The organism is Pseudoflavonifractor sp. An85 (genome assembly GCF_002161235.1).
In the GTDB taxonomy this organism is placed as follows: Bacteria; Bacillota; Clostridia; order Oscillospirales; family Oscillospiraceae; genus Enterenecus.
Genome location: NZ_NFHE01000002.1, coordinates 128,430 through 152,824 on the forward strand (window position 1 = coordinate 128,430; position 24,395 = coordinate 152,824).

Consider the following 24,395-nt stretch of genomic DNA (forward strand, 5'->3'; position numbering starts at 1 on the left):
CATTTTTTTGAAAAATTTTTGACAGGCTCAGGGAAAGGGAAAAGGCCGCCCAATGGGCGGCCTGAGTGAAAAAATATGGCTCAATTCTGGGGGTGCCACTGGGCGGCAAACTTGGGGAAATACTGGGGGACAAAATCAATGTCGGTGACCGTCCACTCCATGCCGTTTAAGTGGGCCAGACACCCGGCGTCGGTGGTAAATTCAAAGCGCAATTTATAGGAGTACAGAGCCTGGTAGCTGCGGCCAAATTGGCGGTTGTCCCGCTCCCGGCCATACTTGCCGTCCCCCAGAAGGGGATGACCGGCGGCGGCAAACTGGGCGCGGATCTGGTGGGTGCGCCCGGTGATGAGGTCGCACTCCACCAGGGACAGCCCTCCTTCGCAGGCCAATGTATTATATAAGGTAAGGGCGGTCTTACCTCCGGGCACCGGGCGGTCAAAGACTTTCACCTGGGCCTTGTTCTCATCTTTGAGGATAAAGCCCTTCAACTCCCCTTGACGGGGGCGCATTTCTCCCCGGATGACACACAGGTACAGCTTGGTCAGCTCTCGGTCCTTGATCTTCTGGTTCATAATGCGCAGGGCCTCGGCAGTCTTGGCGGCAATGACGATACCCCCGGTGTTGCGGTCAATGCGGTTGCACAGGGCGGGGGCAAAGGAGTTCTCCCAGTAGGGGGACCACTCCTTCTTTTGATAGAGGTAGGCCTGGATGTGGGTGAGCAGGGTGTTCACCCGCTCCTGTTCATCCGGATGCACCACCATACCCGGGCGCTTATTTAAAAGGAGAATGTGCTCGTCCTCGTAGACAATGTCCAGCTGCGGCTTGAACACCGAGAGGAAGGCGTTTTCTCGATTGGGGGTTTGAAAAAATTCGTCGTTGATGTATAATTGTAGCGTATCTCCCACTGCCAAGCGCACATCCCGCTTGGAACCCTTGCCATTGACCTTTACCCGCTTGAGACGGATGTATTTCTGGGCCAGGGGAGCGGGGAGCAGGGGGACGGTTTTTGCCAGCCAGCGGTCCAGCCGTTGTCCGGCGTCGTTCTTTCCTATGGTAAATTCCTTCAACCACAATCACTCCTGGATGCTTCAAAATGATTGCCTCCAGTGTACCATGATTTCTTGTGAAAAAAAAGAGCGAAAAAATTGCAGAAACCATTTGACAAGTGAGAGGGTATTGAGTATAATACCATTTGTGTCGTTATGCGAGGTGTGCTGATGAAACTGGATTTGAAGCGAATTGCCCGCGAGCCGGGTACCACCCTGCCCTTTGCCTTCCAGATGGACCTGAGCCAGCTGGAGTGGAATGGGGAACACCCTGTGTCCCAACCTGTCACTGTGGAAGGCAGGGTGCGGAATATGGCGGGGGTGCTGTTGCTCCAGGCCAGTATGGCCACCACCCTGTCGCTGACTTGCGACCGCTGTGCCCAACCTTTTTCCAAGGAGAAGACGGTGGACTTTGAGTCCATGCTGGCTGCCGAGTTGGAAAATGAGGAGAATGATGACATCATTTTGCTGGATGGGGATATGCAGTTGGACGTGGAGGAGTTGCTGGGTGATGTGTTCCTCTTGAATATGGACACAAAGAATCTCTGCTCTCAAGACTGCAAGGGGCTGTGCCCGGGCTGCGGTGCAGACCTGAACCATGAGCCCTGCCGTTGCAAGAAAGAGATCGATCCCCGTCTGTCCAAGCTGGCCCAGCTGTTGGGTCAGGATGGATGATGTTGTTAAACATATGTCTGCGGACATTGACCGATAAGGAGGTGTCAAAATGGCCGTCCCTAAGAGTAAAGTATCCAAGCAGCGCAGAAACAAGCGTCGCAGCTCCGTGTGGAAGCTGGAGACTCCCGGTGTCAACACCTGCCCCAAGTGCGGTGCTGTCCGCCTGCCTCACCGCGTCTGCAAGAACTGCATGACCTACAATGGTCGTGAGGTTACTGTCAGCGAGTGATCGCCTGTGATGAAAAAGAGGCTGTTGCAAAGTTCTCCTTTGCGACAGCCTCTTTTACGCACTTTTCTGGTGAGAATGGCGGAAACGCCTGATTTGGTCAAGATTTGCTTTTCATGCTCCGTGAAATTTGATATACTGAAGTTTGAGTGTAAGGAGGGATTATCATGGCAAGACCTTTGGTGGCCATTGTGGGCCGCCCCAACGTGGGAAAGTCCATGCTGTTTAATAAGCTGACGGGAAAGCGCCTGTCCATTGTGGAGGACACCCCTGGCGTCACCCGTGACCGTCTCTATGCCCAGGCCGAGTGGCTGGGCCGCACCTTTGATCTGGTGGACACCGGCGGCATTGAGCCGGGAACCGACAACGAAATTCTGGCCTTTATGCGCCTTCAGGCGGAGATCGCCATTGAGGCCGCTACCGTGATTATCTTCGTCTGCGATATCCGCACCGGTATGACCGCCGCCGACCAGGAAGTGGCCGGTATGCTCCAGCGTTCCAAGAAGCCAGTGATCCTGGCGGTGAACAAGATGGACTCCACCGGTCCCACCAACCCGGACATCTACGAGTTTTACAACTTGGGCCTGGGCGACCCCTATCCCATTTCCGCCGTCCATGGCCACGGTACCGGCGACCTGTTGGACGCCTGCCTGTCCTATTTCCCCCCCGAGGAGGAGGAAGAGGTGGAGGACGATGTGGTGAAGGTGGCCATCATCGGCAAGCCCAACGTGGGCAAGTCCTCTCTGACCAACCGCATTCTGGGACAGGAGCGGGTCATCGTCTCCAATGTGGCAGGTACCACCCGGGATGCGGTGGACAGCTACTTTGAAAATGAGACGGGCAAGTACCTCATCATTGACACCGCCGGTATGCGCAAGAAGTCCAAGGTGGACGACCGTATCGAGAAGTTCTCCGTGCTCCGGGCCACCATGGCCATTGAGCGCAGCGATGTGTGCCTCATTATGATCGACGCCCAGGAAGGTGTCACCGAGCAGGACACCAAGGTGGCCGGTCTGGCTCACGAGGCGGGCAAGGCCTGCATCATCGTGGTCAACAAGTGGGACGCCGTGGAAAAGGACGACAAGACCATGAAGCGCATGGAGGAAGAGGTGCGCCGGGACCTGTCCTATATGACCTACGCCCCCATCCACTTCATTTCCGCCAAAACCGGCCAGCGTGTGGATAAGCTGTTCCAGCTCATTCAGAACGTGGTCAACCAGGCGGCTATGCGCATTCCCACCGGCGTGCTCAACTCGGTGTTGGCCGACGCTCAGACCCGGGTGCAGCCTCCCACGGACAAGGGACGCCGCCTGAAAATCTACTATATGACCCAGATCGGGGTGAAGCCCCCCCACTTTGTTATCTTCTGCAACGATGCAAAGCTGTTCCATTTTTCCTATCAGCGGTATCTGGAAAACCAAATTCGCGCCACCTTCGGTCTGGTGGGCACGCCCGTGCGTATCACCATCCGGCAGAAGGGCGACAAGGAGGACTAAACCATGCTGAACCATGTGATGGAAACCGCCCATGTGTCAGTGGGCTGGTTGGCGCTGGCAGCGGTGGGCATTGCGGTGCTGGCCTACTTCCTGGGCTGCTTCAACGGCGCTGTGGTGGTGTCCCGGTACATTCTCCGGGATGACGTGCGCAACCACGGCAGCGGAAACGCAGGTCTGACCAACTTCTACCGCACCTTCGGCGGACCCTTAACCCTGGTGGTCATTCTCTCCGATGCTGTCAAGGCAGTGATCGCCGTGCTTTTTGCCGTGTGGATCGCTGGGGCCATGTCTCCCGAGCTCATCACCCTGAGCAAGTACTGGGCGGGCCTTTTTTGCCTGTTGGGCCACATGTTCCCCATTACCTTCCAGTTCCGGGGCGGTAAGGGTATCCTGTCCGGTGGCACCATCGCCCTGATGATGGACTGGCGGGTGGCCCTGGTGGTGTGGGGCGGCTTCCTCATTCTGGCCATCCTCACCCGGTACGTGTCCCTGGGCTCCTGCTGGGCTGGCCTGTCTTTCCCCTTTGTCAGCGCCTTTGTCTATCAGGATGTGCTCATCACCGTGCTGGCCATCATCATTGGCGGTCTGATCTTGTTCAAGCACCGGGGCAATATGGTGCGCCTGGTCAAGGGCACCGAGTCCAAGTTCACTCTGCACAAAAAGAAGAATCCGGAGGCGGAGGCCGCGGAAGAAGCAGCGCCCCCGGCGGAAACGCCGGAGAGAAGCGGTGAGGAGACTTCCGCAGAGGAAGAGAGTTCTGAGGAAGTTGTCGCCGAAACCCAGGAGGAACTCGCCCAAGAGGAGGAAGAAACTCCTGCTCAGGGCGAGGTGACTTCCACACAAGAGGGGGAGGCTGTGGAAGAAACAGCAGCCCCGGAGGAAGAGACGGTGGAAGAGGCCGAGGCTCCGAAAGAAAAGAAAGAGCAGGAGGCGCAGGCATGAACATCACCGTGGTAGGCAGCGGTGGCTGGGGTACTGCTCTGGCTCTGGTGCTGCTGGAAAACGGACACCGGGTGTCCATGTGGTGCCGTCGGGAAGATAAGTGCCGCCAGATGCAGGAGAGCCGGGAAAACCCGGTTCTGCGGGGCGTGGAACTGCCCCAGGCACTGGAGCTGACCTGTGATCTGTCCGTGTTGTCGGACAGCCAGGTGGTGGTGCTGGCCACCCCCTCCTTTGCCGTGCGATCCACCTCCCTGCAGATCGCTCCCTATTTGCAAGAGGGCACCGTGCTGGTGAGTGTGTCCAAGGGCATTGAGAAGGACAGCTGTCTGCTTCTCCATGAGGTGATCCATGAGGAGATCCCGAACTGCCCGGTGGTGGTGCTCTCCGGCCCCTCTCACGCCGAAGAGGTGGCCCGTGGGGTGCCCACCGGCGTGGTGGTGGCCTCCGAATCCAAGGAGGCGGCCATGCTGGCCCAGGATCTGTTTATGAACCAGCGCATGCGCCTGTACACCTCCCCGGATATCCTGGGGGTGGAGATTGGAGCTGCCTTGAAAAACGTGGTGGCCCTGTGTACCGGCTGCTGCATGGGTATGGGCTATGGGGACAACACCAAGGCCCTCATTATGACCCGGGCCCTCACCGAAATGGCTCGTCTGGGCGTGGCCATGGGAGCCCACAAGGAGACCTTTGCCGGTCTGTCCGGCCTGGGCGACCTCATTGTCACCTGTACCTCCGTCCACTCCCGCAACTGCCGGGCAGGCATTGCCATTGGCAAGGGAATGCCGGTGGAGGAGGCTGTGGGCGGCAAGGACGGCACGGTGGTGGAGGGCTATTATGCCGCCGACTCTGCCCGCCAGCTGGCCCACAAGATGGGGGTGGAGATGCCCATTGCCGAGGGTGCCTATCAGGTGCTCTACGAGGGTAAAGACCCCCACGTGATTCTGGCCCAGCTCATGGTGCGGGAACGCCGCTCCGAGCTGGAGTTGGAAGAGATCTGGCTGTGACCGACAAATATCGAATATCGCAGGAAAGCGCAGAGGGATAAAGACATCTCTCTGTGCTTTTTTGTTCTGAGTAAATTTACAAGCCTTACGCCTTGTGCTACAATGCAAAAAAGTAAGCGTAAAAGGAAGCGAGGTGGCGGGATGGAACCGGAACAGGACAGATTTTTGGAAGCACTTTTTGGTGGGTACTATTACGATTTGCTGTCTTATGCACGGGTGTGTCTGGGCAGCTCTGATTTGGCGGAAGATATGGTGCAAGATACGTTCCATGAGGCTACCAACCAAGTGGATCGCCTTCTGGAACACCCATATCCAAGCCGGTGGCTGATGAAGACGCTGAAGTTCAAAATCTGTAATTATACCAGGATCCAGAAACGCCACCGCAAGTACTTGGTGGAGTGTCTGGATTTAACGGTATTTCCTTCGGAGGAATCTGTGGAGCAGCTGGTGCTGATGAAGGAGGAACAACCCCTCTTTCAGAGGTTGCGTAAGGTGTTGGAAGAAGAAGAAATCTCTTTCCTTGTGGATGCCACGTTTAAGAACTACTCTCATTCCCAGTTGGCGGAGAAATACGGCCTGACGGTATGGGCCAGTGCTAAGCGTTTGTCCCGTATTCGGGGAAAATTGCTGGTGGGGTTCCCGGAGCATAGGCAAAGAAAAAACAGGTGAAAAAGTATGTCAAGATGGAGCAGTTGCGTACATCATAGAAGTGAAAGGAGGTGCCTGATTTGGAGGAACGATCCATTCCATCAAAATTCCGGGAATTGGAGCAGTTGGACACAGAGACGCTGAAAGAACTGATCCGCACCGATTGTTTCACCGAAGATTTGGATGAGGAATGCGTGCGTTACGCCTTACGCATCATTTCCAGCAGAGAACGCCCGCAGTCAGATCGGACGCAAGGGGTGGACGATGCTTGGAGACGATTCCAAGAGAAGTACTGTACACCGGAGGGGGAGGGGCAGTCCCTGTATGACAGCACGCCACAGCTGGAGCAGTCCGAAGAGGCCCTTCCCCGCAAACGTTATTATCTGAGGCGGCTTCCCCGAAAGGTGGCGGTGGTAGCAGCCGTCATCTGCACTCTGTTTGCCACCATGCTTGCGGCCCAAGCCGCTGGGATCGACCTTTGGGGTGTGATCGTCCAGTGGTCGGAGGAGACCTTCCGCTTCACTTATCAGGGCGACAACCCCTCCTCCTCGTGGATGGAGGGGAGCCAGGAGCTGGAGGGCATGGAACTGAAAGACTACCTGCCCGCCTGGATTCCTGATGGGTATATGGCAGAGAACGTTCAGACCTATGAAACTCAGGAACAGTCTACTGCTATTGTTACATTTAGCGGAGAGAATTTGTCTACCTTCTATCTGCGTGCGGATGTCTATGGGGACATGGAACAGATGCAATATGCAACGTTTGAGAAGGATGATACCCCCGTACAGGAGCAACAGTTGTCTAATGGAGGAGTGGCCTACTTTTATACAAATGGTGGAGATGAGCAGTCGGTATTCCGATATCAGAATGTGATTTGCTTTGTGTCTGGCGATATATCGGAGGAGACTGCAGTGAAAATTTACGAATCGATAGGAGAGGGAGAATAGAATGAAAAGATGGAGAGCATTACTGGCATTTTTTGTGTCCTTGGCGTTGCTTTGCGCTGCGGGAACCCATACTCATGCCCAGACTCGTGCCAGTGATTATATTACACGGTATGCTGTTTCTGCAAGTCAAGGAGAAAGGACAGGTCAGGTTAGTATCAGGTGTGATATTACAGCTAAGAGGAGTGTTGTTAAAATAGGAGTGTTGAAAATTGAAATCTATCAGTCCAATGGCAGTCGTGTAACCACCATACAGGGAACCACATCCAACGGATTGCTATCTCCTGAAAGTAGTTTTGCTCACATTGTGACCTATACATACAAAGGCGTGCCTGGTATCACCTATTACGCAAAAGTCACCCTGTGTGCGGGTACCAACAGTGATTATGATGTTAGGTACGTGCAGACCCAGAAGGTAACAGCGCCGTACTAAATTTGGTTGAAGTCAAAACTGAGGATAAAAAGCAGCTAGAATGGCGTAAAACGCTATTCTAGCTGCTTTTTCTTACAGATGAACCCATAATATGGATAGTGTATTACGGAAGGACAATCAATTTCTATAAAAATTCAAAAAATATCGAAAGATTTATGTCAGGATTGCTTACCATGTGACACTATATAAACGAAGGGAAGTCAATGAAGATTAGCCCCGTTCCTGACTGCCTCATTCGCAGGAATTAGTGACCCTGTGATATGCCGTGAGTTCAACATGAGAGGAGGGCAGAGCGGAAGGTCTATCCTACGGCGGTCACAAGGCAATATGAAACACATCATACAAAGGAGGAAAACAATCATGAAAAAATCCGGAAGATTGATAACAGGGCTTTTGGGACTGGCTATAGCTGCGGTGATGATTTTGCCGGCGGCTGCGTCTACCTCCGTGGATAATGTGTTGGTCCATATTCCGGCAAATCAAGTGTGGACAAGTATATGGAAATCTGTCTGGCACACCCCGGGAATAAGGGGGGCTAGGGTCTAGTGCCATAGCGTATATCCAGACAAAATTGGTTTTGATACGTATGAGTACATCCGTTGCAGGATCCTAGACTACAGTGGTATTATCATTTCTGTAGAGACCGATAAGAGAATACGAGAAGGAAGCGGGTACCAGGATATGGAACTTAGGGATGGATATACGCACATAGGGGCATTGTATTTTCAATTCCGAGGAAATTCTGAGAAATCGGCGTATGCTGTCGTCTCGCTGAAGGGAGACTGGGAGCCTCGTAACTGACAGTAAGAGGCAGGCAGCCTAAGTCCATGAAAGAGCGAGAGATAGGACTGGATTGCTGAGATATGGGAGTGTTAGGCCATGAAAAAACGGGGGAGTTACATGTTGTTGCGTATTACGCGATCACAGATCGTATTTTTGATGCGGCAGAAAGAGGCGGTGCTGACATTCTGTGTGTTAATGTTGTTGGTGCTGGCAAACTTTTTGGATAATTGCCAGGAGTTTCGGGGATACGATATCATGGCTCTGGCTCATACCACGAAAATGGGTCTGCTGAGTTGGAACCTAGTTGGATATAAGGCAGATCTGTCCATGATGTTGATCCAACTATATCCGCTGTTGGTGGTATGTCCGGCGGGCTTTGTCTTGGCCAAAGAGCGGGGGACCCAGGAACATGTGCTTATGATCACCCGTATGGGCAGCGGGACATATTATTTCAGTAAGCTTCTCTCCGCCTTTGTGGTGACAGCGGTGGTCTTCGTGATTCCGTTCTTGGCGGAAATGGTTCTCTATGTCATTACCTTTTCCGCCAAACCTATGGGTGATTTGTCCAACTGGAGCGCTTATGATTCCGGTTATATTGATATGGTACGTAGCTATATGTTTTCGGATTTGTTTATCCGCTCCCCCTATGGATATGCTGTGGTGAAGGTGCTGCTCTTTGGTTTTTTTTCTGGGTTGATGGGAGCGTTCGGTGTGGCGGTGTCTGCTCTGTACCGGGTGAAGTTCCGCATTACCGTGTTTTTGCCCACCTTTATCCTTTTGAATCTCAGTGTGTATGCCAAAGTGATTTGGGGGGAGATGGAGAAGTCCGTTGCTTGGTATAATTTTGTAATGCTCCATGAGGAAGCGGCAAAGAACATGTCAGTGTTTCTCGTGTTTCTCGTGGTGATTGCCGTGGGCAGCATGGGTGCCATAGGCTGGGCCAGCCGGAGGGATTGCCTATGAAGGGGGGAAAATATGGAGGGTATGTGGTCATCGCTGTGGTGTGTGGAGTGCTGCTGAGTTTTTCCAGAATCAACCCCTACACCGGGCAGATTTCGCTTCAAGAGCTTGTGCTCCAGCTCTCTGGATCCCAGGGAGAGTTTACCATGGGGCTCTATTATGGGGCCATGGTGGATTTCGGCTTTTTGATGCTCCCCTTCTTTCTCTACCAATTTTACGGAGGTATTCAGCTGTACCGGCAGTTCTGCGTGGCCAGCGTGTATGTATTCTCCCGCACCACCAATCGGATAAAGTGGTACTTTACCGAACTGTGGGGGTTGTGCAAGGGGCTTTTCGTTCTCCAGGTGTTTCTCCAAGGTACCACGATCTTGGTGGCGCTCCTGCGATGGGAGGTGGTGTGGACGGGAGACGGGTGGCTCTTACTGGGCGTTCATGTGCTCTTGTTCACCCTGTGGACGCTCACCATGGCCTTGGGAGTGAATTTGTTGGCCCTCATTTGGGGGAGCAGCACCGGGTTTCTGGTGGTGTTTGCCATCCAGGCGGGCATGCTGGCAGCGCTGTGCACTGGGTCGAAGCTGGAGCTCGCCGACCCCGCTCTGGCCAGGCTGTTGTTTCTTGACCCCATCTCCCGGCTGGTGCTGGGGTGGCAGAACGGAGAAACAATCGGTTTAGAGGAGGTGCTGCCCGCCAAGTACAGTCATGTGCTGGCACTGTCTGATTCCCTATTGCTGATAGCGTTGATGATGGCAGCTGTGGTGGCAGTAGGGCTGGTAGTGATTGAGAAAAAAGATATTTTGGTATCCAATCTTGAGACGGGAGGGGCATGACATGATTTTGACCGCAGAACACATTTCCAAGACCATTCGAGGGCGAGAGATTCTCTGTGACGTGAGCCTGGAGCTGCACAGTGGCAAGGTATACGGCTTTGTGGGCCGCAACGGATCGGGCAAGACTATGTTGTTTCGGGCCCTGTCTGGTCTCATGGGGTTGACCACTGGGACGGTGTGTTGGGGGGATCAAGTGCTGAAACGGGATTTTGCGGTGCTCCCCAACCTGGGTATCGTGTTGGAGAACGTGGGTTTGTATCCCAATCTCACGGGGTTGGACAATCTCCGCTATCTGGCGAATGTCCAAAAGAAGTGCACCCAAGCGGATCTGCGGGTGGTGCTGGAGCGGGTAGGGCTGGACCCGGATGACAAGCGCACCTACGGCAAATACTCTCTGGGCATGAAGCAGAGGCTGGCCATTGCCCAGGCCATTATGGAGCAGCCCGACGTGCTGATGCTGGACGAGCCTACCAACGCCCTGGACAGCGAGGCGGTGGAACAGGTGAGGGGGATCATTGCCCAGGAGAAAGCGCGGGGTGCTTTGGTGCTCCTGGCCAGCCACAACTATGAGGACATCCGCCTGCTCTCGGATCAGGTGTACCGGCTGGACAGTGGCAAACTGAGAGAGGAGGGCGTAGGATGAAGATGCGGTGGGTATTGCTGTCTGTGACAGCCTTGACCATTGCTGCAGCGGTGTATGGAGGCGCGGTGATTCGTCCAACTTTTACAGACTATACCTCCCAAGAGAACTGGAAAGAGCATTTTATGGTAGCGGGAGTGGATGGTAGCTTTGGAGTGGATAATTGTGGGGTTATGAAAGAGTATCTGCCCCAGAGCCCTTATATTCTTCGGGTGGAGGTACTGGGAGATCTGGAGGTTCTCTTTGGACAAGCACAGCAAAAGGTAAAAGTGAAACAGGTTTATGCGGGGGATGGATTGGAGGTAGGTCGGGAAATTTACTTAAGCCGCAGAGGATGGTCTGTTGTATTTGTGGAGCCATACTCCATCGAGCGCCAGTATGTCAATATCATGGACGTCGGTAGAGAGTACTTAGTGTTTGCCAATGGTGAAATTGACGCATTGGATTCTGATCTTCCCGTGTATTCTTGCTGCAAAGGATTTGAGAAGGAGACGGGAGAGACGGTATCGTTTTTGGTGGCGCCTGTGTTTTGTTATGACCATACGGACAATGTGCCGCTTCAGGCTACAGGGAACTATGGCACCTATGTGCCCTATTCGGAGGCGAAGGACAATGAGTTTTTTGGAATGACTTCCGAGATGGTAGAAGCCTGGGAGCAGCTGAAAGCGGAAATGATCCAGAAATATCCCCGCTGACAAAATGCCCATACAGAGACGAAAGCCCTGTACCATGCGGTACAGGGCTTTGAGTCATGGGTGTATGGAATTACACAGCACGGGTGACCTTGCCGGAACGGAGGCAGCGGGTGCACACATAGACGTGCTTGGGGGTGCCGTCCACCACAGCCTTGACGCGCTTGACGTTGGGCTTCCAGGGACGGTTGGAGCGGCGGTGGGAGTGGGAGACCTGGATACCGAAGGTCACGCCCTTACCACAGAACTCACATTTGGCCATATCTACAAACCTCCTCGCTGGTTGGAATTTCATTCATACGATAACTACGATATCTTACCAGAAAGGATGGAGAAAATCAAGGGGCAATTTTGAAAAAGAAGTATTTTTTTCGTTGGGGCTTTGTGGTAAAATAAAAGGCACATAACTCCAGGAAAGGGCGTGTAACTATGGGAAAAGGGCCTACCATTCGGCTGGGCACCATCATCGACCAGTTTCACCTTGAAGTGTTGTACGGGCCCGAGGGCTATCGGGATCGGCAGATTGGCATTCAGGATGTGAATCGTCCCGGCCTTCAGATGACAGGCTATTTTGACTACTTTGACCGGGAGCGCATGCAGCTGCTGGGCCTGGTGGAGTGGTCTTACTTGCAGGAGCGCACGGCTGAGGAGCGCACCGAGCGTTTCGACCAGCTGTTTTCCTACCACACCCCGGCGGTGATCATCGCCCGTGGGTTGGAGCCGTACCCTGAGTGCTTGGAGTCGGCTAAGAAGTACGACCAGGTGCTGCTGCGCACCAAGGAGAACACCGCCGACATCATGAGCAACATGATCGCCTTCCTGCGTGTGGCTCTGTCTCCCACCATCACCCGCCACGGCGTGCTGGTGGAGGTCTACGGCGAGGGCGTGATGCTCATGGGCGAATCCGGCGTGGGCAAGAGTGAGACCGCCATTGAGCTGGTCAAGCGTGGCCACCGGCTCATTGCCGACGACGCGGTGGAAATTCGCCAGGGCTTTAACAACCGTCTGGTGGGTACCGCCCCCGAACTGATTCGCCACTACATTGAGCTCAGAGGCATTGGCGTGGTGGATGTGCGCCGGCTGTTTGGTATGTCGGCCGTTAAGTTTGAGACCAACATCGATATGCTGGTGAAGTTAGAGAATTGGAACGACAACACCATGTATGATCGCTTGGGGGCGGATGAGTTCTACACCGAGCTCATGGGGGTGCAGATTCCCACTTTGACCATCCCCGTCAAGCCGGGCCGTAATTTGGCGGTGATCATCGAAGTGGCAGCCATGAACAACCGTAACAAGAAGATGGGACACAATGCAGCGCTGGAGTTTACCCGCCAGATTGATGCTCACATCGACAGTCAAGTTTCAGATCGATAAGGATGTCAAGGAAGACAACGCCCCCCAGGGGGCGTTGTCGCATTTTTTAGGACTAGGAAAGTAAGGAGGAAGTTTTATGTGTGGAATTGTAGGGTATGTGGGAGCGGAACAGGCCGCACCCATCTTGCTGGATGGTCTGTCCCGTCTGGAGTATCGGGGCTATGACTCCGCCGGTGTGGCCATCTACAGCCAGGGAAAGGTGCGGGTGGCCAAAGCCAAGGGGCGTTTGCAGGTGCTCTCCGATATGATCCAGGGGGGACGGGCGATCCAGGGCACCATCGGCATCGGCCACACGCGCTGGGCCACCCACGGCGCACCCTCGGATGTCAACTCCCATCCCCATGTCAGCCACAGCGGGAACATCGCCGTGGTGCACAACGGCATCATTGAAAACTATGCCGAGCTGAAAAGCTTCCTCCAGAGCAAAGGAGTACCTTTTGTCTCCGAGACGGACAGCGAAGTGGTGGCCCAGCTGGTGGAGTACTTCTACCAGGGGGACTTGTTGGAGGCGGTGGGGCGGGTGCTCCACCGGATTCAGGGAGCCTATGCGCTGGGCATTTTGTGCTGTGACCAGCCCGACCAGCTCATTGCCGTGCGCAAGGACAGCCCATTGATTTTGGGTCTGGCCGAGGGGGCCAACTTCCTGGCCTCGGATGTCACCGCCATTTTGCGCCACACCCGGGACGTCATCTATATGGAGGATGGAGAAGTGGCGGTGCTCACCAGCCAGGGGGTGCAGTGTTACAACAGCCTGCTCCAGCCCATTACCAAAGAGGTCTCCCAGGTGGACTGGGAGGTGGACGCGGCGGAAAAGGGCGGCTACGAGCACTTTATGTTCAAGGAGATCATGGAGCAGCCCCAGGCCTTGCGCCGGGCGGTGTTCCCCCGCATCCAAGACGGAGAGGTGTATCTGGAGGACTTTGCACTTACCGATGAGGACATCCGAGGGCTGAGCAAGGTGTACGTCGTGGCCTGCGGTTCTTCCTACCATGTGGGCATGGTGGGCAAGTACCACCTGGAACGGCTGCTGCGCAAACCGGTGGAGGTGGCCCTGGCCTCGGAGTTTCGGTATATGGAGCCCATTGTGGATGAACATACCCTGGTGATTGTCATCAGCCAGTCGGGGGAGACCTTGGATACCATGGCTGCTCTGCGGGAGGCCAAGCGACTGGGGGCCAAAGTGCTGGCCATTGTCAATGTGGTGGGCTCCTCCATCGCCCGGGAGGCAGACGAGGTGCTCTACACCTGGGCAGGGCCAGAAATCGCCGTGGCTACCACCAAGGCCTACACCACCCAGCTGGCGGTATTGAACCTGCTGGGGCTGTACATGGCCCGACGGCTGGGCACGGTGGCGGACGAGGAGTATACCCAGGTGTTGGAGCAGATGCTGCTGCTGCCCGCCCAGATGGAGGAGGTGCTGGAAAAACAGAGCCAGATTCAGTATTTGGCCTCTCAGTACTTCAACCACGAGTCTATTTTCTTCATGGGACGTAACGTGGACTACACCCTGGGGCTGGAGGGGTCGCTGAAGCTTAAGGAGATCTCCTACATCCACTCCGAGGCCTACGCCGCCGGGGAGCTGAAACACGGCACCATCTCCCTCATTGAAGACGGCACCCTGGTGGTGGCGGTGGGCACCTATGGGCCGCTGTTTGACAAGGCTTTGAGCAATGTGGTGGAGGTGAAAAGCCGGGGCGCGTCGGTGCTGGCTCTGACCACCCAGAGCCAGGGAGAGCGGATGGCAGAAGTGGCCAACGACTTGGTCACCATCCCCGACACTCATCCGCTGCTGTTGCCCTCCCTGGGCGTGGTGCCCTTGCAGCTGTTTGCCTACTATGTGGCCCTGCACCGGGGGTGTGACATCGACAAGCCGAGGAATCTGGCCAAATCCGTCACCGTAGAATAAGGTTGAAAATTTGTCTTGCAATTTTTAGACCAAAGGAGTACACTGACAGACAAACAGGCAGAGTAGGTGCGCACGTGTGGTTCTCTCCCTTTTTGGGGGAGACAGTGCCGGCGGGACGGGGAGTTGTCCGCCGGACGAATAGCCAGAGGGAAACCTCGAGGCTTGCAGTGTGCCCACCGCATCCCGCTGCCGCATAGCGGAGTTCTTGTCCCTCCTTTGTGCGGCGTTCCCGTTTACGGGCTGCCCGTGCAAAGGAGGTATTTTTATGGACAAACACCCGCCCCTGCAAGATGGGGCACAGGCCGTGGCCTACATTCACTCGTTTTCCTGGCTGGGCAGCCGCCCAGGGTTGGAGCGTACCCAGGCATTGCTGGCTGCCATGGGCAATCCGGAGCAGAAGCTGAAGTTTATCCACCTGGTGGGTACCAACGGCAAAGGCTCCACGGCCGCCATGCTGGCCAGCGTGCTTACCTGCGCTGGCTACACCACGGGATTGTACACCTCTCCCTACATCCACCACTTTGAGGAGCGGATGCAGGTGAATGGGGAGGAGATCCCAGGAGACGAACTGGCTGCTATCACCAAGTGGGTGGGAGAACTGGCCGACCAGATGGAGGAGCACCCCACCGAGTTTGAGCTGGTGACTTGCGTAGCTCTGGAGTTCTTCCGCCGCCGGAACTGCGACCTTGTGGTGCTGGAGGCGGGCATGGGAGGGCGGCTGGACTCCACCAACGTCATCCCCGCCCCCGAAGCGGTGGTCATCACCAACATCGGCCTGGACCACACCGCCCAGTTGGGCAACACCGTGGAGGCTATCGCCGCGGAAAAGGCCGCCGTCATCAAAGACGGCTGTTCCGTCATTCTCTATGAGCAGAGCCACAGCGTCACCCAGATAGTGGAGCAGGTTTGTCAGGCCCACCATGCCACCCTCACCATCGCCCGGGCAGACCGGGTGGTGCTGGAGGAGGAGTGTCCGGAGGGGCAGCGGTGGAACTGGAAGGGGGAGAGCCTCTTTGTCCCGCTGCTGGGAGGCAACCAACGCCACAACGGCGCGGTGGTACTCCACACCTTGGAGGCCATTGCCCACAAGTACCCCGTGTCTCCCCAGGCGCTCCGGGAGGGCTTGGCCCGGGTGCGCTGGCCGGGCCGTTTTGAGGTGCTCCTCCGCCGCCCCTGGTTTGTGGTGGACGGGGGCCACAACCCCCAGTGCGCCGCCACGGTGGCAGATAATTTAAAACGCTATTTCCCGGGAAAAACTCCGGTGCTCCTGATGGGGGTACTGGAGGACAAGGATCGGGCGGGTCTGTGCCAGGCGGTGGCCCCTCTGGGCTGTGCCTTTGTCACCATCACGCCCCCCAGTCCCCGGGCGCTGGACGCACAAACCCTGGCCCATGAGCTGGCCCAGTACGGAAAGCCCACCTTTGCAGCCTCTTCCATTCCCCAAGGGGTGGAGCGGGCCGTGGAGCTGGCAGGAGAGGACGGGGTGGTGTGCGCCCTGGGCTCCCTGTATTCGGTGGGCGAGATTCGTGCTCACATTTTGTCGAAAAAGGGAGAGTAACCATGAAACAAAAAATTTCTGTTTTGATTTTGGCCCAAGTGGCCGTATTGCTGGCCATGGAGGTGGTGTTGTCCCGGTTTTTCTCCATCGCCACGCCGGTGACCAAGTTTAGCTTTGCTTTTGTGCCGCTGGCCGTGTGCGGCGCTCTGTTTGGCCCGGTGTACGGCGGCATCATGGGAGCGTTGGCGGATCTGCTGGGTGCAATCCTCTTTCCCATTGGGCCCTACTTCCCCGGCTACACCTTGAATAATGCCCTTCACGGCGTGGCGTTGGGTGTGGCCCTGAAGGAGGGACGGAGAGCCTGGTGGCAGCTGGCTTTGGCCTTGATCTTCAACCATGTGGTGGTGGGCATCTTCCTGGCAGCCCTGTGGGGTCATATTTTGACCGGAAACCCCTATTGGGCTGTGGTGGTGGCCCGTGTTGTTCAGGCTGTGGTGATGGCTCCGGTGCAGTTTATCATCATTCGACTGATGATGCACCCGGTGGAGAAATACTCCGTGTTTGCCCATCGGTACCGCCTGGTGTAAGGCTCTATTTCATAATGTATACCATGTCCGCATACCTTCTCCTACGAGGAGGTGTGCGGACATGACGTTTTTGGCGCAGTTGGGCGGTCTGCTCTGGGGTGGCCCGCTGCTGGCAGGTTTTTTGGTGGTGGGACTGTACTACTCCCTGCGTACCGGATTCTTTCAGTTTTTTGGCCTGCCCCTGTGGTGGAAAACTACGGTGGGCTCCCTCTTGCGCCGTCAGAAGGAGGAGCAAGGGGGGATCACCCAGTTGCAGGCCCTGTCCACCGCTCTGGCAGCCACCATTGGCACTGGTTCGGTGGCAGGGGTGGCCGCGGCTATCTTCTTTGGTGGGCCGGGTACCGTGTTTTGGATGTGGGTGTCTGCGCTGCTGGGGATGATGACCGGATGTGGAGAGAAGATCCTGGCGGTATTGTACCGGGAGAAGGATGGAAAGGGACAGTGGCGGGGCGGACCCATGACCTATATGGAAAAGGGGTTGAAGCTGCGCTGGTTGGGATTCGTGTACGCCATGCTCTGTGTGGCGGAGACGTTGGTGGGGGGCAACCTGGCCCAAGCCAACTCCATTGCCACCGCCTTGGAGCAGTCCGCGGGCATTCCTCCTAAGGTGGTGGGGGTGGTGCTGGCGGTGGTGGTGTCGGTGATCTTGCTGGGAGGCATCCGCCGAGTGTCCCGGCTCAGTGAACGGCTGGTGCCGGTGATGGCGGGGATTTTCCTGGTGGGCGGTCTGGCGGTGATTGGAGCCAATGCCCCCCGCATCCCGGTGGTTCTGGAACAGATCATCACCTATGCCTTTTCCCCCAAGGCGGCGGTTGGGGGATACTCCATGGGGCTGGCTCTGCGCTACGGGGTGGCCCGAGGGGTATTCAGCAACGAGGCGGGGGTGGGCATGTCCGCCATGGCCCACGCCTGTGCCCAGGTGGATCATCCGGGCCGGCAGGGGATGTGGGGCATCTTCGAGGTGTTCTTTGCCACCCTGGTCATCTGCACCGTCACCTCCCTGGTCATTCTCACTTCCGGGGTGTACGATCCTATGTCCGCCCAGGAGATGCTGGCTGCGGGGGAGATTCCCCGGGAAATGCTGGGCAGCAACCTGGCCGCCGCCGGCTTTGCCACCCTGTGGGGGAAAGCGGGGGAGTGGATGGTGACGGTGTGCCTGACGCTCTTCGCCTTTACCTCTCTGGTGGGGGCGGGGTATTATGGACAGCGGGGGGTGGAGACCCTTACCCAATCCCGCTTGGTTTTGGCTGTGTATCGCCTGGCCTTTCCCGCGTGCGTGGTGCTGGGGGCGGTGGGAGACCTGGCGGCGGTGTGGGAACTGGTGGACGTGTGCAACGGGCTGCTGGCCATTCCCAACCTGCTTGCTCTGCTGCTGCTCTCGCCGGTGGCCCTGCGAGCTTGGCGGGAATGGGTGTCGAAAAAAAGAAAATAAAAGAAATGTAAAAAAGGTGTTGACATTGGCGGAGAATCTGGTATAATGACCTTCGTTGACCCGACAAGAGGCCACACGGAGTGGTATCGAAGAGGTCATAACGAGCACGATTGGAAATCGTGTGACGGTCAAAAGCCGTCCGAGGGTTCGAATCCCTCCCACTCCGCCAAAACCCCGAATGCAATAGCGTTCGGGGTTTTCTTTTTTCTCTTCCATGATACCTTTGAGGTTCCCGGCAGCAGCAACAATTTCTTCGTTGCTGCTGCCTTTTTGGTTGCCCCCCAGAGCGGCTTTTGACCGGGAAAATCGTTCTCTGTTTTTTTGTGTGCAAAACGCACAAATACGGGGGAATTCAGGCAAAATTTAGGTAGCTCGCTTGTATTGGGTTGAAAAGTATCGGGATGTTTGGTCAAAATGACGGAGCCAAAGGGTTGCAAAACAGTATAAAATGAGTTACAATACGGTTACAATTTGAAAACAAATTGAAACAAGGAGCGATTGAATGAACGTGAAAGTGACCAGCCTGATGCTGGCAACACTCATGGCATGCACATTAATCCAGCCCACACAAGCGGTTCAACCCGTGGCTACCCAGACTGTCGTGGAACAGGTTGGCAGCGCGGAAGAACTCAAGCAAGTCATCTCTGCCGAGGCCACCGCAGCCCGTGAGGCCGCAGAGAATATTCAGCACCCCCAGGGCATCGGCCTGTATCTGGACAGCACTGCGCTGTTGGATGTGGAGCGCGAAATGTACCAGGGACAGTGCTATGTCAGCGTGGAGGACTTCCTGGCCCAGGCCCAGCCCCAGGCTGTGGTGAGCCAGGTGGAGGGTGGCATCTCCATCTCCGCTTCCACCGGCACCGAGACTTTGGAGATGAGCGTGTACGATGGCGCCAGCTATGTGGTGGCCAATGACCGCTATCTCTACGTGCCCAACGGCGTGGTGAACCTGGATGGCGAACTGGCCATTCCCGTAAACACCATGGCCAAGATCCTGAACCTGGAGTTGGTTCGGGATGACCAGACCGGATACATCCGTCTGTACACCCAGGAGGGGCAGGCTTACCTGACCTGGGGTAGCGCGTACTACAACAGCAATGATTTTTATTGGCTCTCCCGCATCATCTATGCAGAGAGCGGCAACCAGCCTATGGCGGGAAAGATTGCAGTGGGCAACGTGGTGATGAACCGTGTGGCCAGCTACAAGTTCCCCAACACGGTGAAGGGTGTCATCTTCCAGACCAACCAGTTCAGCCCCGCTGCCAGCGGTTCCATCTACCGGGACCCCAACTGGGACAGCCAGGTGGCAGCCAAGTTGGTTCTGGACGGAGCGGTTGTGCTGGATAACGCTCTGTTCTTTAACGTGGCTGGCTTGAACAGCTACGCCTCCCGAAATCGTGCCTATGTGGCCACCATTGGTGCCCACGCCTTTTATGCCTAATGAGTGTTGCGTGCCCCCCAAAATTGGGGGGCACAAATTTTTTTCAAAATCTGAAAAAAGGGGGTTGACTTTTTCGGGAAACCTGTTATACTAACAAAGGCTCAAGCGAGCAACGCAAAACAAAACGAAATATAGCGGATTAGTGTAACGGTAGCACACCAGACTCTGACTCTGTTTGTGAGGGTTCGAATCCTTCATCCGCTGCCAAAGGACATGACGAAAGTCATGTCCTTTTTCTTTTTCCGGAAGGTGGAAAGCCGCCTCTTGCCTGGAGAAAGGTGAAGTGATATAATAATTTGCTAACATGTGTGTTCTCGGGATAAAATCCGACCCCAGGACATAGCAATGGAGAGAAGTGTGTGGATGTGCTTCAGGCATTTGTATGCTGTGGATGATTCCACCGATAAAGGAGAATGTTCATGAAGATTGTAGTATTGGCGGGCGGATTGAGCCCGGAACGGAATGTTTCCCTGTCCAGCGGCTGCAAGGTGTGCACCGCTTTGCGCCAGCGGGGACACCAGGTGGCCTTTGTGGATATGTTTCTGGGCACCCACGCCCCGGTGGAAACTCTGTTTGACGCCCCTCTGGATGAGGAGCTGACCCGGGTGGGCCGGGTAGCTCCCGACCTGGAGCAGGTGAAGGCCTCCCGCAAGGATGGGGGTGCCAGCCAGTTTGGCCCCGGCGTGCTGGAGCTGTGCGCCCAGGCAGATGTGGTATTCCTGGCCCTCCATGGGGCCTGTGGCGAGGACGGCCGGGTGCAGGCAGCTCTGGATTTGATGGGCATTCCCTACACCGGTTCCAATTACCTGGGTTCTGCCATCGCCATGGATAAGGACCTGACCAAACGCATTGTGGCCCCCTTGGGTGTGAAGACCCCCCAGTGGGAGCTGGTGGAGTACACCGCCACTGACATCCCCGGTCTGGTGGAGCGTCTGGAAGTGCCCTGCGTGGTCAAGCCCGTGGACTACGGTTCCTCCATCGGCGTTTCCATCCCCCGCACCAAGGCGGAGTTGGAAGCGGCTTTGCAGGAAGGCCTGGAGCTGGGTGGCCGCTGTGTCATCGAGCAGTTTGTCTCCGGCCGGGAGATCCAGGTGGGCATTTTGGAGGGGAAGGCCCTGCCCTCCATTGAGATCATCCCCAAAGAGGGCTTCTATGACTATGAAAACAAGTACCAGCCCGGGGCAGCGGATGAGATTTGCCCCGCCCAGATTCCCCAGGAGTGGGAGCAGCGGCTGGCTGAGGCCGCTTTGAAGGTGTTCCGCGGCGTGGGCCTGGCGGTGTACTCCCGGGCGGACTTCATTGTCACCCCTGACGGCACCCCCTGGTTCTTGGAAATCAACACCCTGCCCGGTATGACCCCCACCAGCCTGCTGCCTCAGGAGGCAGCTGTGGTGGGCATTGACTACGGCAGTTTGTGTGAGCGCATCATTGCAGCATCCCTGGAAGTCCGCAAGGCGGGACATTGACGGGAGAGCGAAGGAGGCAGCGAGATGGAAGCTTTGACATTGGCCCAGGTAATGGAAGCGGTGGGCGGCACCCTCATCGGCCCCGAGGCAGATCGGAATCAGACGGTATGTGAGGTGTGTACCGACAGCCGCAGTGTACCCCAGGGCTGTCTGTTCCTTCCCCTGGAGGGGGAGCGGTTTGACGGCCATTCCTTCATCAACAGCGCCCTGGAGCAGGGAGCTGCCGGGTGCATCACCGCCCGAGAGCGAGAGAGCTACCTGCCGGGGAAGTTTTATATCAAGGTACGCTCCACCCAGCGGGCCCTGCGGGATCTGGCCCGGTACTATAAGGAGATGTTCCCCATCCCCTATGTGGCCGTGACCGGCTCGGTGGGCAAGACCACCACCAAGGACATGGTGGCGGCGGTGCTCAGTGCCAAGTACAAGGTGCTGAAAACCGAGGGCAACTTTAATAATGACATTGGTCTGCCCCTGACCCTGCTGCGCCTGGACCACACCCACCAGATTTGCGTGCTGGAGATGGGCATGGACCACGCTGGGGAGATCGACTACCTCAGTGAGCTGGTGGAGCCGGACGTGGCCCTCATCACCAACGTGGGAGACTCCCACATTGAGAACCTGGGCAGCCGGGAGGCCATTTTTGCCGCCAAGTGCGAGATTTTCAACCACTTGAAGGCCACAGGTACCGCCATCCTCAACGGGGACGACCCCATGCTGGCCACCCTGAAGGGCAAGTTGGCCCAGACCACCTACATGGTGGGCAGCGGGGAAGGGCTGGATTATACCGCCTTTGACATCGACAGCGACGGGGCCAGCCACATCTCCTGCCAGGTGAAGACCCCCCACAGCAAGTTCCAGGCGGACATTCCCGCCCTGGGCACCCACATGATCTACCCCACCCTCATGGCTGCGGCGGTGGGCGAACTCTATGGCATGGAGGCCGACGAGATCACCCGGGGCATCCGGGCCTTCCTCCCCACCAAGATGCGCATGAATGTGGTCACCTGTCCCGGGGACGTGGTGATTTTGAATGACGCCTACAACGCCAATCCCCAGTCCATGCGGGCCGCTGCCGCGGTGCTGGGTGATGCCAAGGACCGCCGCCGTGTGGCCGTGGTGGGAGATATGAAGGAATTGGGGCCCAGCAGCGCCATGTTCCACCAGGCGGTGGGCGGTTACTTTGCCCAGGCGGGCGTGGAGCGGCTTATCGCCATTGGCGATCTGGCCAAGCATATGGCCCAGGGCGCGGTGCAAGCTGGCATGAGCCAGGAGCATGTCTCCTACTTCCACGACCTGGAGGAGGCCAAGGAGGCGCTGAGCCGGGAAATTCGGGCGGGTGTGACCATTCTGGTCAAGGCCTCCCGTTCCATGGCCTTTGAAAAGATTGTAGACTACCTGACGGCCCAGACCCAGAAGTGAGCTTCAGAGGTCTTGGCCGGAGCATGAGGAGAACGGCATGATTGACATACAGTTAAGCGGCCTGGTCAAGGAATTTGAAGTGGGCAAGAAAATCCTGGACGGGTTTTCCCTCCAGGTGGATACCGGGGAGCGGGTGGGCCTTCTGGGCCGCAACGGCGCCGGAAAGACCACCATCTTCCGCATCATCACCGGTGAGGTGGAGGCGGATGAGGGCACGGTCACCATCGCCCCCGGCAAGCGGGTGGGCCTCATCTCCCAGATTCCCGTCTACCCGGAAGGGTATACGGTGGAGGACGTGTTGGACACCGCCTTTGAGCGGCTGCACAACATCGAGCGGGAGCTGGGCGAGCTGAGCATGCAGATGGGGGACCACCCCACCCAGGCGGTGATGGAGCGCTACGACAAGCTCACCGCCGCCTTTGAGGCGGGGGGCGGCTACCACACCAAAACCCAGCTCAACAAGGTGTGCAACGGCCTGTCCATCGACCAGGACATGCGAGCACGGCTCTTTTCCGCTCTGTCCGGTGGTGAAAAGACCCGCATCAACCTGGCCCGTCTCATTTTGGAGGATACCGACATCCTCCTGTTGGACGAGCCCACCAACCACTTGGATCTCAACGCCACCGAGTGGCTGGAGGAGTACCTGGAGCACTTTTCCGGCACCGTGCTGGCCATTTCCCACGACCGTTGGTTTTTGGACAAGGTGGTGCGCCGGGTGGCGGAGGTGCAGGAGGGCAAGGCGGAGCTGTACTCCGGCAACTACTCCTTCTACGTGGAGGAGAAGGAGCGGCGGTACCAGGAGCGGCTGCGCCAGTATGAGAAAGAACAGGCCAAGATCGCCCAGCTGGAGCAGGCTGCCCAGCAGATGCGCCTGTGGGCCTTCCAGGGCAATGATAAGCAATACAAGCGGGCCATCAACATGGAGCGGCGCATCGAGCGCATGAACACCACCGCCAAACCCACCCGGGAGAAGAAGATGACCACCCGGTTTGGGGAGCGGGAGTTCCACGGAGACGAGGCCATGGTGGTTACGGGGCTGACCAAAAGCTTCGGGGACCGTACCCTCTTTTCCAACCTGAATTTGGAGGTGGCAGGGGGCGAGCGCATCGCCCTGCTGGGAGACAACGGCACGGGAAAATCCACCTTTCTGAAAATCCTCATGGAAGAGGAGCACCCCGACCAGGGCAGTATTTACTTGGGCCCCTCCATCCGGGTGGGATACCTGCCCCAGATCGTCCGCTTTGACCACCCCGAGCGAAACCTGGTGGATACCATGCTCTACGCTCAGAACTGTACCACCCAGGAAGCCCGGGACCGTCTGGCCTCCTTCCGGTTCCGAGGGGATGACGTGTTCAAGCCGGTATCCGCCCTGTCCGGCGGTGAGCAGTCCCGGCTGCGGCTGTGTATGCTCATGGACAGCAAAATCAACTTACTGGTGCTGGACGAGCCCACCAACCACCTGGACATCGACTCCAGAGAGTGGATGGAGGAAGCGGTGTCGGAGTACGGGGGCAACCTGCTCTTTGTCTCCCACGACCGCTATTTTATCGAGAAATTTGCCACCCGCATCTGGATGCTGGAGGACGGGGGCATTTTGGACTTCCGGGGCACCTACGGGGAATTCCGGGCCTTCCGGGAGCGACAGGCTCAGCTGAAAAACGCGGCCAAGGCCCAAGTTCCCCCGGAGAAGCCCAAGGCGGAGGAGAAACCCAAGCGTTCCGGCGGCACCAAGGAGCTGGAAAAGCAGGTGCGAGCCGCCGAACGGGCGGTGGAAAAGGCGGAAATCCGCTTAGACGAGCTTACCGGCGAGCTGGAGGCTGCCGCCAGCGACTACCTCAAGGCCCAGGAGCTGTACGAGGAACGCAGCCGCCTGGAGGACGAGCTGGCCCACCTGTATACCCAGTGGGAAACTCTGGCCGCCCAGTTGGAAGAGGCCAAGGGCTGACAAGGAGGCAC

General features: G+C 56.8%; 25 protein-coding genes, 2 tRNA genes and 1 riboswitch. Of the genes, 24 read left to right on the top strand and 3 right to left on the bottom strand.

The features are described 5' to 3' along the window. Window positions 1–80: 80 nt before the first annotated feature. On the bottom strand, window positions 81–1,067 hold the full coding sequence (locus B5G37_RS02010) for an RluA family pseudouridine synthase (protein ID WP_087253254.1): 987 nt from the start codon (window positions 1,065–1,067) through the stop codon (window positions 81–83). A gap of 150 nt (window positions 1,068–1,217) precedes the next feature. Here B5G37_RS02010 and B5G37_RS02015 point away from each other — a divergent pair, with 150 nt between their 5' ends. The 13 genes from B5G37_RS02015 (at window position 1,218) to B5G37_RS02075 (ending at window position 11,319) form a co-directional block, all read left to right on the top strand. Then, entirely contained in the window at window positions 1,218–1,721 is a 504-nt protein-coding gene (locus B5G37_RS02015; protein WP_087253257.1) for a DUF177 domain-containing protein, read from the top strand. 49 nt (window positions 1,722–1,770) lie between these two features. Then, complete coding sequence (gene rpmF / locus B5G37_RS02020) at window positions 1,771–1,950, top strand: 50S ribosomal protein L32 (protein ID WP_087228973.1); 180 nt, start codon at window positions 1,771–1,773, stop codon at window positions 1,948–1,950. 164 nt (window positions 1,951–2,114) lie between these two features. After that, window positions 2,115–3,443 (top strand): ribosome biogenesis GTPase Der, encoded by a 1,329-nt coding sequence (gene der / locus B5G37_RS02025; RefSeq protein WP_087253259.1) that lies wholly within the window; start codon window positions 2,115–2,117, stop codon window positions 3,441–3,443. 3 nt (window positions 3,444–3,446) lie between these two features. After that, a complete protein-coding gene (locus tag B5G37_RS02030) occupies window positions 3,447–4,385 on the top strand; it encodes a glycerol-3-phosphate acyltransferase (RefSeq protein WP_087253261.1) in 939 nt (312 codons plus the stop codon). Next, window positions 4,382–5,389: an NAD(P)H-dependent glycerol-3-phosphate dehydrogenase gene (locus tag B5G37_RS02035; protein ID WP_087253263.1), complete on the top strand. Its 1,008-nt coding sequence runs from the start codon at window positions 4,382–4,384 to the stop codon at window positions 5,387–5,389. The genes B5G37_RS02030 and B5G37_RS02035 overlap by 4 nt, the downstream gene beginning before the upstream one ends. 141 nt (window positions 5,390–5,530) lie before the next feature. Further along, window positions 5,531–6,058 carry a sigma-70 family RNA polymerase sigma factor gene (locus B5G37_RS02040; RefSeq protein ID WP_158099325.1) on the top strand — a complete coding sequence of 176 codons (528 nt, stop codon included), beginning with the start codon at window positions 5,531–5,533 and terminating at the stop codon, window positions 6,056–6,058. Window positions 6,059–6,117: 59 nt separating this feature from the next. Next, entirely contained in the window at window positions 6,118–6,984 is an 867-nt protein-coding gene (locus B5G37_RS02045; RefSeq protein WP_087253266.1) for a DUF4367 domain-containing protein, read from the top strand. 1 nt (window position 6,985) lies between these two features. Continuing rightward, on the top strand, window positions 6,986–7,414 hold the full coding sequence (locus tag B5G37_RS02050) for a hypothetical protein (RefSeq protein ID WP_087253268.1): 429 nt from the start codon (window positions 6,986–6,988) through the stop codon (window positions 7,412–7,414). 863 nt (window positions 7,415–8,277) lie between these two features. Then, the gene (locus tag B5G37_RS15140; protein ID WP_158099326.1) at window positions 8,278–8,424 is read left to right on the top strand and encodes a hypothetical protein; all 147 of its coding nucleotides are present in this window, start codon (window positions 8,278–8,280) and stop codon (window positions 8,422–8,424) included. A 28-nt stretch (window positions 8,425–8,452) separates the two neighbouring features. Next, complete coding sequence (locus B5G37_RS02060) at window positions 8,453–9,160, top strand: hypothetical protein (RefSeq protein WP_143482854.1); 708 nt, start codon at window positions 8,453–8,455, stop codon at window positions 9,158–9,160. Further along, window positions 9,157–9,984 carry a hypothetical protein gene (locus tag B5G37_RS02065; protein WP_087253275.1) on the top strand — a complete coding sequence of 276 codons (828 nt, stop codon included), beginning with the start codon at window positions 9,157–9,159 and terminating at the stop codon, window positions 9,982–9,984. Before B5G37_RS02060 ends, B5G37_RS02065 begins: the two co-directional genes overlap by 4 nt. 1 nt (window position 9,985) lies before the next feature. Beyond that, window positions 9,986–10,627, top strand: coding sequence for an ABC transporter ATP-binding protein (locus tag B5G37_RS02070; RefSeq protein WP_087253278.1), 642 nt, complete (start codon window positions 9,986–9,988; stop codon window positions 10,625–10,627). Next, window positions 10,624–11,319 (top strand): hypothetical protein, encoded by a 696-nt coding sequence (locus tag B5G37_RS02075; RefSeq protein WP_087253280.1) that lies wholly within the window; start codon window positions 10,624–10,626, stop codon window positions 11,317–11,319. The genes B5G37_RS02070 and B5G37_RS02075 overlap by 4 nt, the downstream gene beginning before the upstream one ends. Before the next feature lie 70 nt (window positions 11,320–11,389). Here the strand turns inward: B5G37_RS02075 and rpmB are convergent, their stop codons facing one another. Continuing rightward, window positions 11,390–11,578 (bottom strand): 50S ribosomal protein L28, encoded by a 189-nt coding sequence (gene rpmB, locus B5G37_RS02080; protein WP_087253283.1) that lies wholly within the window; start codon window positions 11,576–11,578, stop codon window positions 11,390–11,392. A gap of 167 nt (window positions 11,579–11,745) precedes the next feature. Between rpmB and hprK the strand changes: the two genes are divergently transcribed. From hprK to B5G37_RS02110, 6 genes are all read left to right on the top strand, one after another. Next, window positions 11,746–12,690 carry an HPr(Ser) kinase/phosphatase gene (gene hprK, locus B5G37_RS02085; RefSeq protein WP_087253286.1) on the top strand — a complete coding sequence of 315 codons (945 nt, stop codon included), beginning with the start codon at window positions 11,746–11,748 and terminating at the stop codon, window positions 12,688–12,690. A 76-nt stretch (window positions 12,691–12,766) separates the two neighbouring features. Next, window positions 12,767–14,596: a glutamine--fructose-6-phosphate transaminase (isomerizing) gene (gene glmS / locus B5G37_RS02090; protein WP_087253288.1), complete on the top strand. Its 1,830-nt coding sequence runs from the start codon at window positions 12,767–12,769 to the stop codon at window positions 14,594–14,596. A 56-nt stretch (window positions 14,597–14,652) separates the two neighbouring features. Beyond that, a riboswitch (THF riboswitch) is annotated at window positions 14,653–14,787 on the top strand. 74 nt (window positions 14,788–14,861) lie between these two features. Continuing rightward, window positions 14,862–16,154 carry a folylpolyglutamate synthase/dihydrofolate synthase family protein gene (locus tag B5G37_RS02095; RefSeq protein ID WP_087253290.1) on the top strand — a complete coding sequence of 431 codons (1,293 nt, stop codon included), beginning with the start codon at window positions 14,862–14,864 and terminating at the stop codon, window positions 16,152–16,154. A 2-nt stretch (window positions 16,155–16,156) separates the two neighbouring features. After that, window positions 16,157–16,681: a folate family ECF transporter S component gene (locus B5G37_RS02100; RefSeq protein WP_087253292.1), complete on the top strand. Its 525-nt coding sequence runs from the start codon at window positions 16,157–16,159 to the stop codon at window positions 16,679–16,681. Between the two features lie 61 nt (window positions 16,682–16,742). Then, window positions 16,743–18,113: an alanine/glycine:cation symporter family protein gene (locus B5G37_RS02105; RefSeq protein ID WP_087253295.1), complete on the top strand. Its 1,371-nt coding sequence runs from the start codon at window positions 16,743–16,745 to the stop codon at window positions 18,111–18,113. 77 nt (window positions 18,114–18,190) lie between these two features. Continuing rightward, a tRNA-Ser gene (locus B5G37_RS02110) sits at window positions 18,191–18,282 on the top strand. On the opposite strand, the gene B5G37_RS14905 is transcribed toward B5G37_RS02110, so the two are convergent. Next, complete coding sequence (locus B5G37_RS14905) at window positions 18,242–18,526, bottom strand: hypothetical protein (protein ID WP_143482855.1); 285 nt, start codon at window positions 18,524–18,526, stop codon at window positions 18,242–18,244. The two genes, B5G37_RS02110 and B5G37_RS14905, sit on opposite strands and share 41 nt — an antisense overlap. A gap of 89 nt (window positions 18,527–18,615) precedes the next feature. Between B5G37_RS14905 and B5G37_RS02115 the strand changes: the two genes are divergently transcribed. The 5 genes from B5G37_RS02115 (at window position 18,616) to abc-f (ending at window position 24,384) form a co-directional block, all read left to right on the top strand. After that, window positions 18,616–19,554: a cell wall hydrolase gene (locus tag B5G37_RS02115; RefSeq protein WP_087253298.1), complete on the top strand. Its 939-nt coding sequence runs from the start codon at window positions 18,616–18,618 to the stop codon at window positions 19,552–19,554. Window positions 19,555–19,687: 133 nt separating this feature from the next. Then, window positions 19,688–19,761: transfer RNA gene (locus tag B5G37_RS02120), tRNA-Gln, on the top strand. 212 nt (window positions 19,762–19,973) lie between these two features. After that, window positions 19,974–21,020 carry a D-alanine--D-alanine ligase gene (locus tag B5G37_RS02125; protein WP_087253300.1) on the top strand — a complete coding sequence of 349 codons (1,047 nt, stop codon included), beginning with the start codon at window positions 19,974–19,976 and terminating at the stop codon, window positions 21,018–21,020. A 24-nt stretch (window positions 21,021–21,044) separates the two neighbouring features. Next, window positions 21,045–22,439, top strand: coding sequence for a UDP-N-acetylmuramoyl-tripeptide--D-alanyl-D-alanine ligase (murF, locus tag B5G37_RS02130; RefSeq protein ID WP_087253302.1), 1,395 nt, complete (start codon window positions 21,045–21,047; stop codon window positions 22,437–22,439). A 37-nt stretch (window positions 22,440–22,476) separates the two neighbouring features. Continuing rightward, window positions 22,477–24,384, top strand: coding sequence for a ribosomal protection-like ABC-F family protein (gene abc-f, locus B5G37_RS02135; RefSeq protein ID WP_087253303.1), 1,908 nt, complete (start codon window positions 22,477–22,479; stop codon window positions 24,382–24,384). Window positions 24,385–24,395 lie beyond the last annotated feature (11 nt).

Excerpts from the sequence above, each read along its gene's own strand:
- B5G37_RS15140 (WP_158099326.1), top strand. The coding sequence starts at position 8,278 with ATGGGAGTGTTAGGCCATGAAAAAACGGGGGAGTTACATGTTGTTGCG.
- B5G37_RS02125 (WP_087253300.1), top strand. The coding sequence starts at position 19,974 with ATGAAGATTGTAGTATTGGCGGGCGGATTGAGCCCGGAACGGAATGTT.
- B5G37_RS02100 (WP_087253292.1), top strand. The coding sequence starts at position 16,157 with ATGAAACAAAAAATTTCTGTTTTGATTTTGGCCCAAGTGGCCGTATTG.
- B5G37_RS02030 (WP_087253261.1), top strand. The coding sequence starts at position 3,447 with ATGCTGAACCATGTGATGGAAACCGCCCATGTGTCAGTGGGCTGGTTG.
- B5G37_RS02095 (WP_087253290.1), top strand. The coding sequence starts at position 14,862 with ATGGACAAACACCCGCCCCTGCAAGATGGGGCACAGGCCGTGGCCTAC.
- B5G37_RS02115 (WP_087253298.1), top strand. The coding sequence starts at position 18,616 with ATGAACGTGAAAGTGACCAGCCTGATGCTGGCAACACTCATGGCATGC.
- B5G37_RS02105 (WP_087253295.1), top strand. The coding sequence starts at position 16,743 with ATGACGTTTTTGGCGCAGTTGGGCGGTCTGCTCTGGGGTGGCCCGCTG.
- B5G37_RS02015 (WP_087253257.1), top strand. The coding sequence starts at position 1,218 with ATGAAACTGGATTTGAAGCGAATTGCCCGCGAGCCGGGTACCACCCTG.
- B5G37_RS02050 (WP_087253268.1), top strand. The coding sequence starts at position 6,986 with ATGAAAAGATGGAGAGCATTACTGGCATTTTTTGTGTCCTTGGCGTTG.
- murF (WP_087253302.1), top strand. The coding sequence starts at position 21,045 with ATGGAAGCTTTGACATTGGCCCAGGTAATGGAAGCGGTGGGCGGCACC.
- rpmB (WP_087253283.1), bottom strand. The coding sequence starts at position 11,578 with ATGGCCAAATGTGAGTTCTGTGGTAAGGGCGTGACCTTCGGTATCCAG.
- glmS (WP_087253288.1), top strand. The coding sequence starts at position 12,767 with ATGTGTGGAATTGTAGGGTATGTGGGAGCGGAACAGGCCGCACCCATC.
- B5G37_RS02035 (WP_087253263.1), top strand. The coding sequence starts at position 4,382 with ATGAACATCACCGTGGTAGGCAGCGGTGGCTGGGGTACTGCTCTGGCT.
- B5G37_RS02075 (WP_087253280.1), top strand. The coding sequence starts at position 10,624 with ATGAAGATGCGGTGGGTATTGCTGTCTGTGACAGCCTTGACCATTGCT.
- rpmF (WP_087228973.1), top strand. The coding sequence starts at position 1,771 with ATGGCCGTCCCTAAGAGTAAAGTATCCAAGCAGCGCAGAAACAAGCGT.
- der (WP_087253259.1), top strand. The coding sequence starts at position 2,115 with ATGGCAAGACCTTTGGTGGCCATTGTGGGCCGCCCCAACGTGGGAAAG.
- B5G37_RS02070 (WP_087253278.1), top strand. The coding sequence starts at position 9,986 with ATGATTTTGACCGCAGAACACATTTCCAAGACCATTCGAGGGCGAGAG.
- abc-f (WP_087253303.1), top strand. The coding sequence starts at position 22,477 with ATGATTGACATACAGTTAAGCGGCCTGGTCAAGGAATTTGAAGTGGGC.
- hprK (WP_087253286.1), top strand. The coding sequence starts at position 11,746 with ATGGGAAAAGGGCCTACCATTCGGCTGGGCACCATCATCGACCAGTTT.
- B5G37_RS02060 (WP_143482854.1), top strand. The coding sequence starts at position 8,453 with ATGGCTCTGGCTCATACCACGAAAATGGGTCTGCTGAGTTGGAACCTA.
- B5G37_RS02065 (WP_087253275.1), top strand. The coding sequence starts at position 9,157 with ATGAAGGGGGGAAAATATGGAGGGTATGTGGTCATCGCTGTGGTGTGT.
- B5G37_RS02040 (WP_158099325.1), top strand. The coding sequence starts at position 5,531 with ATGGAACCGGAACAGGACAGATTTTTGGAAGCACTTTTTGGTGGGTAC.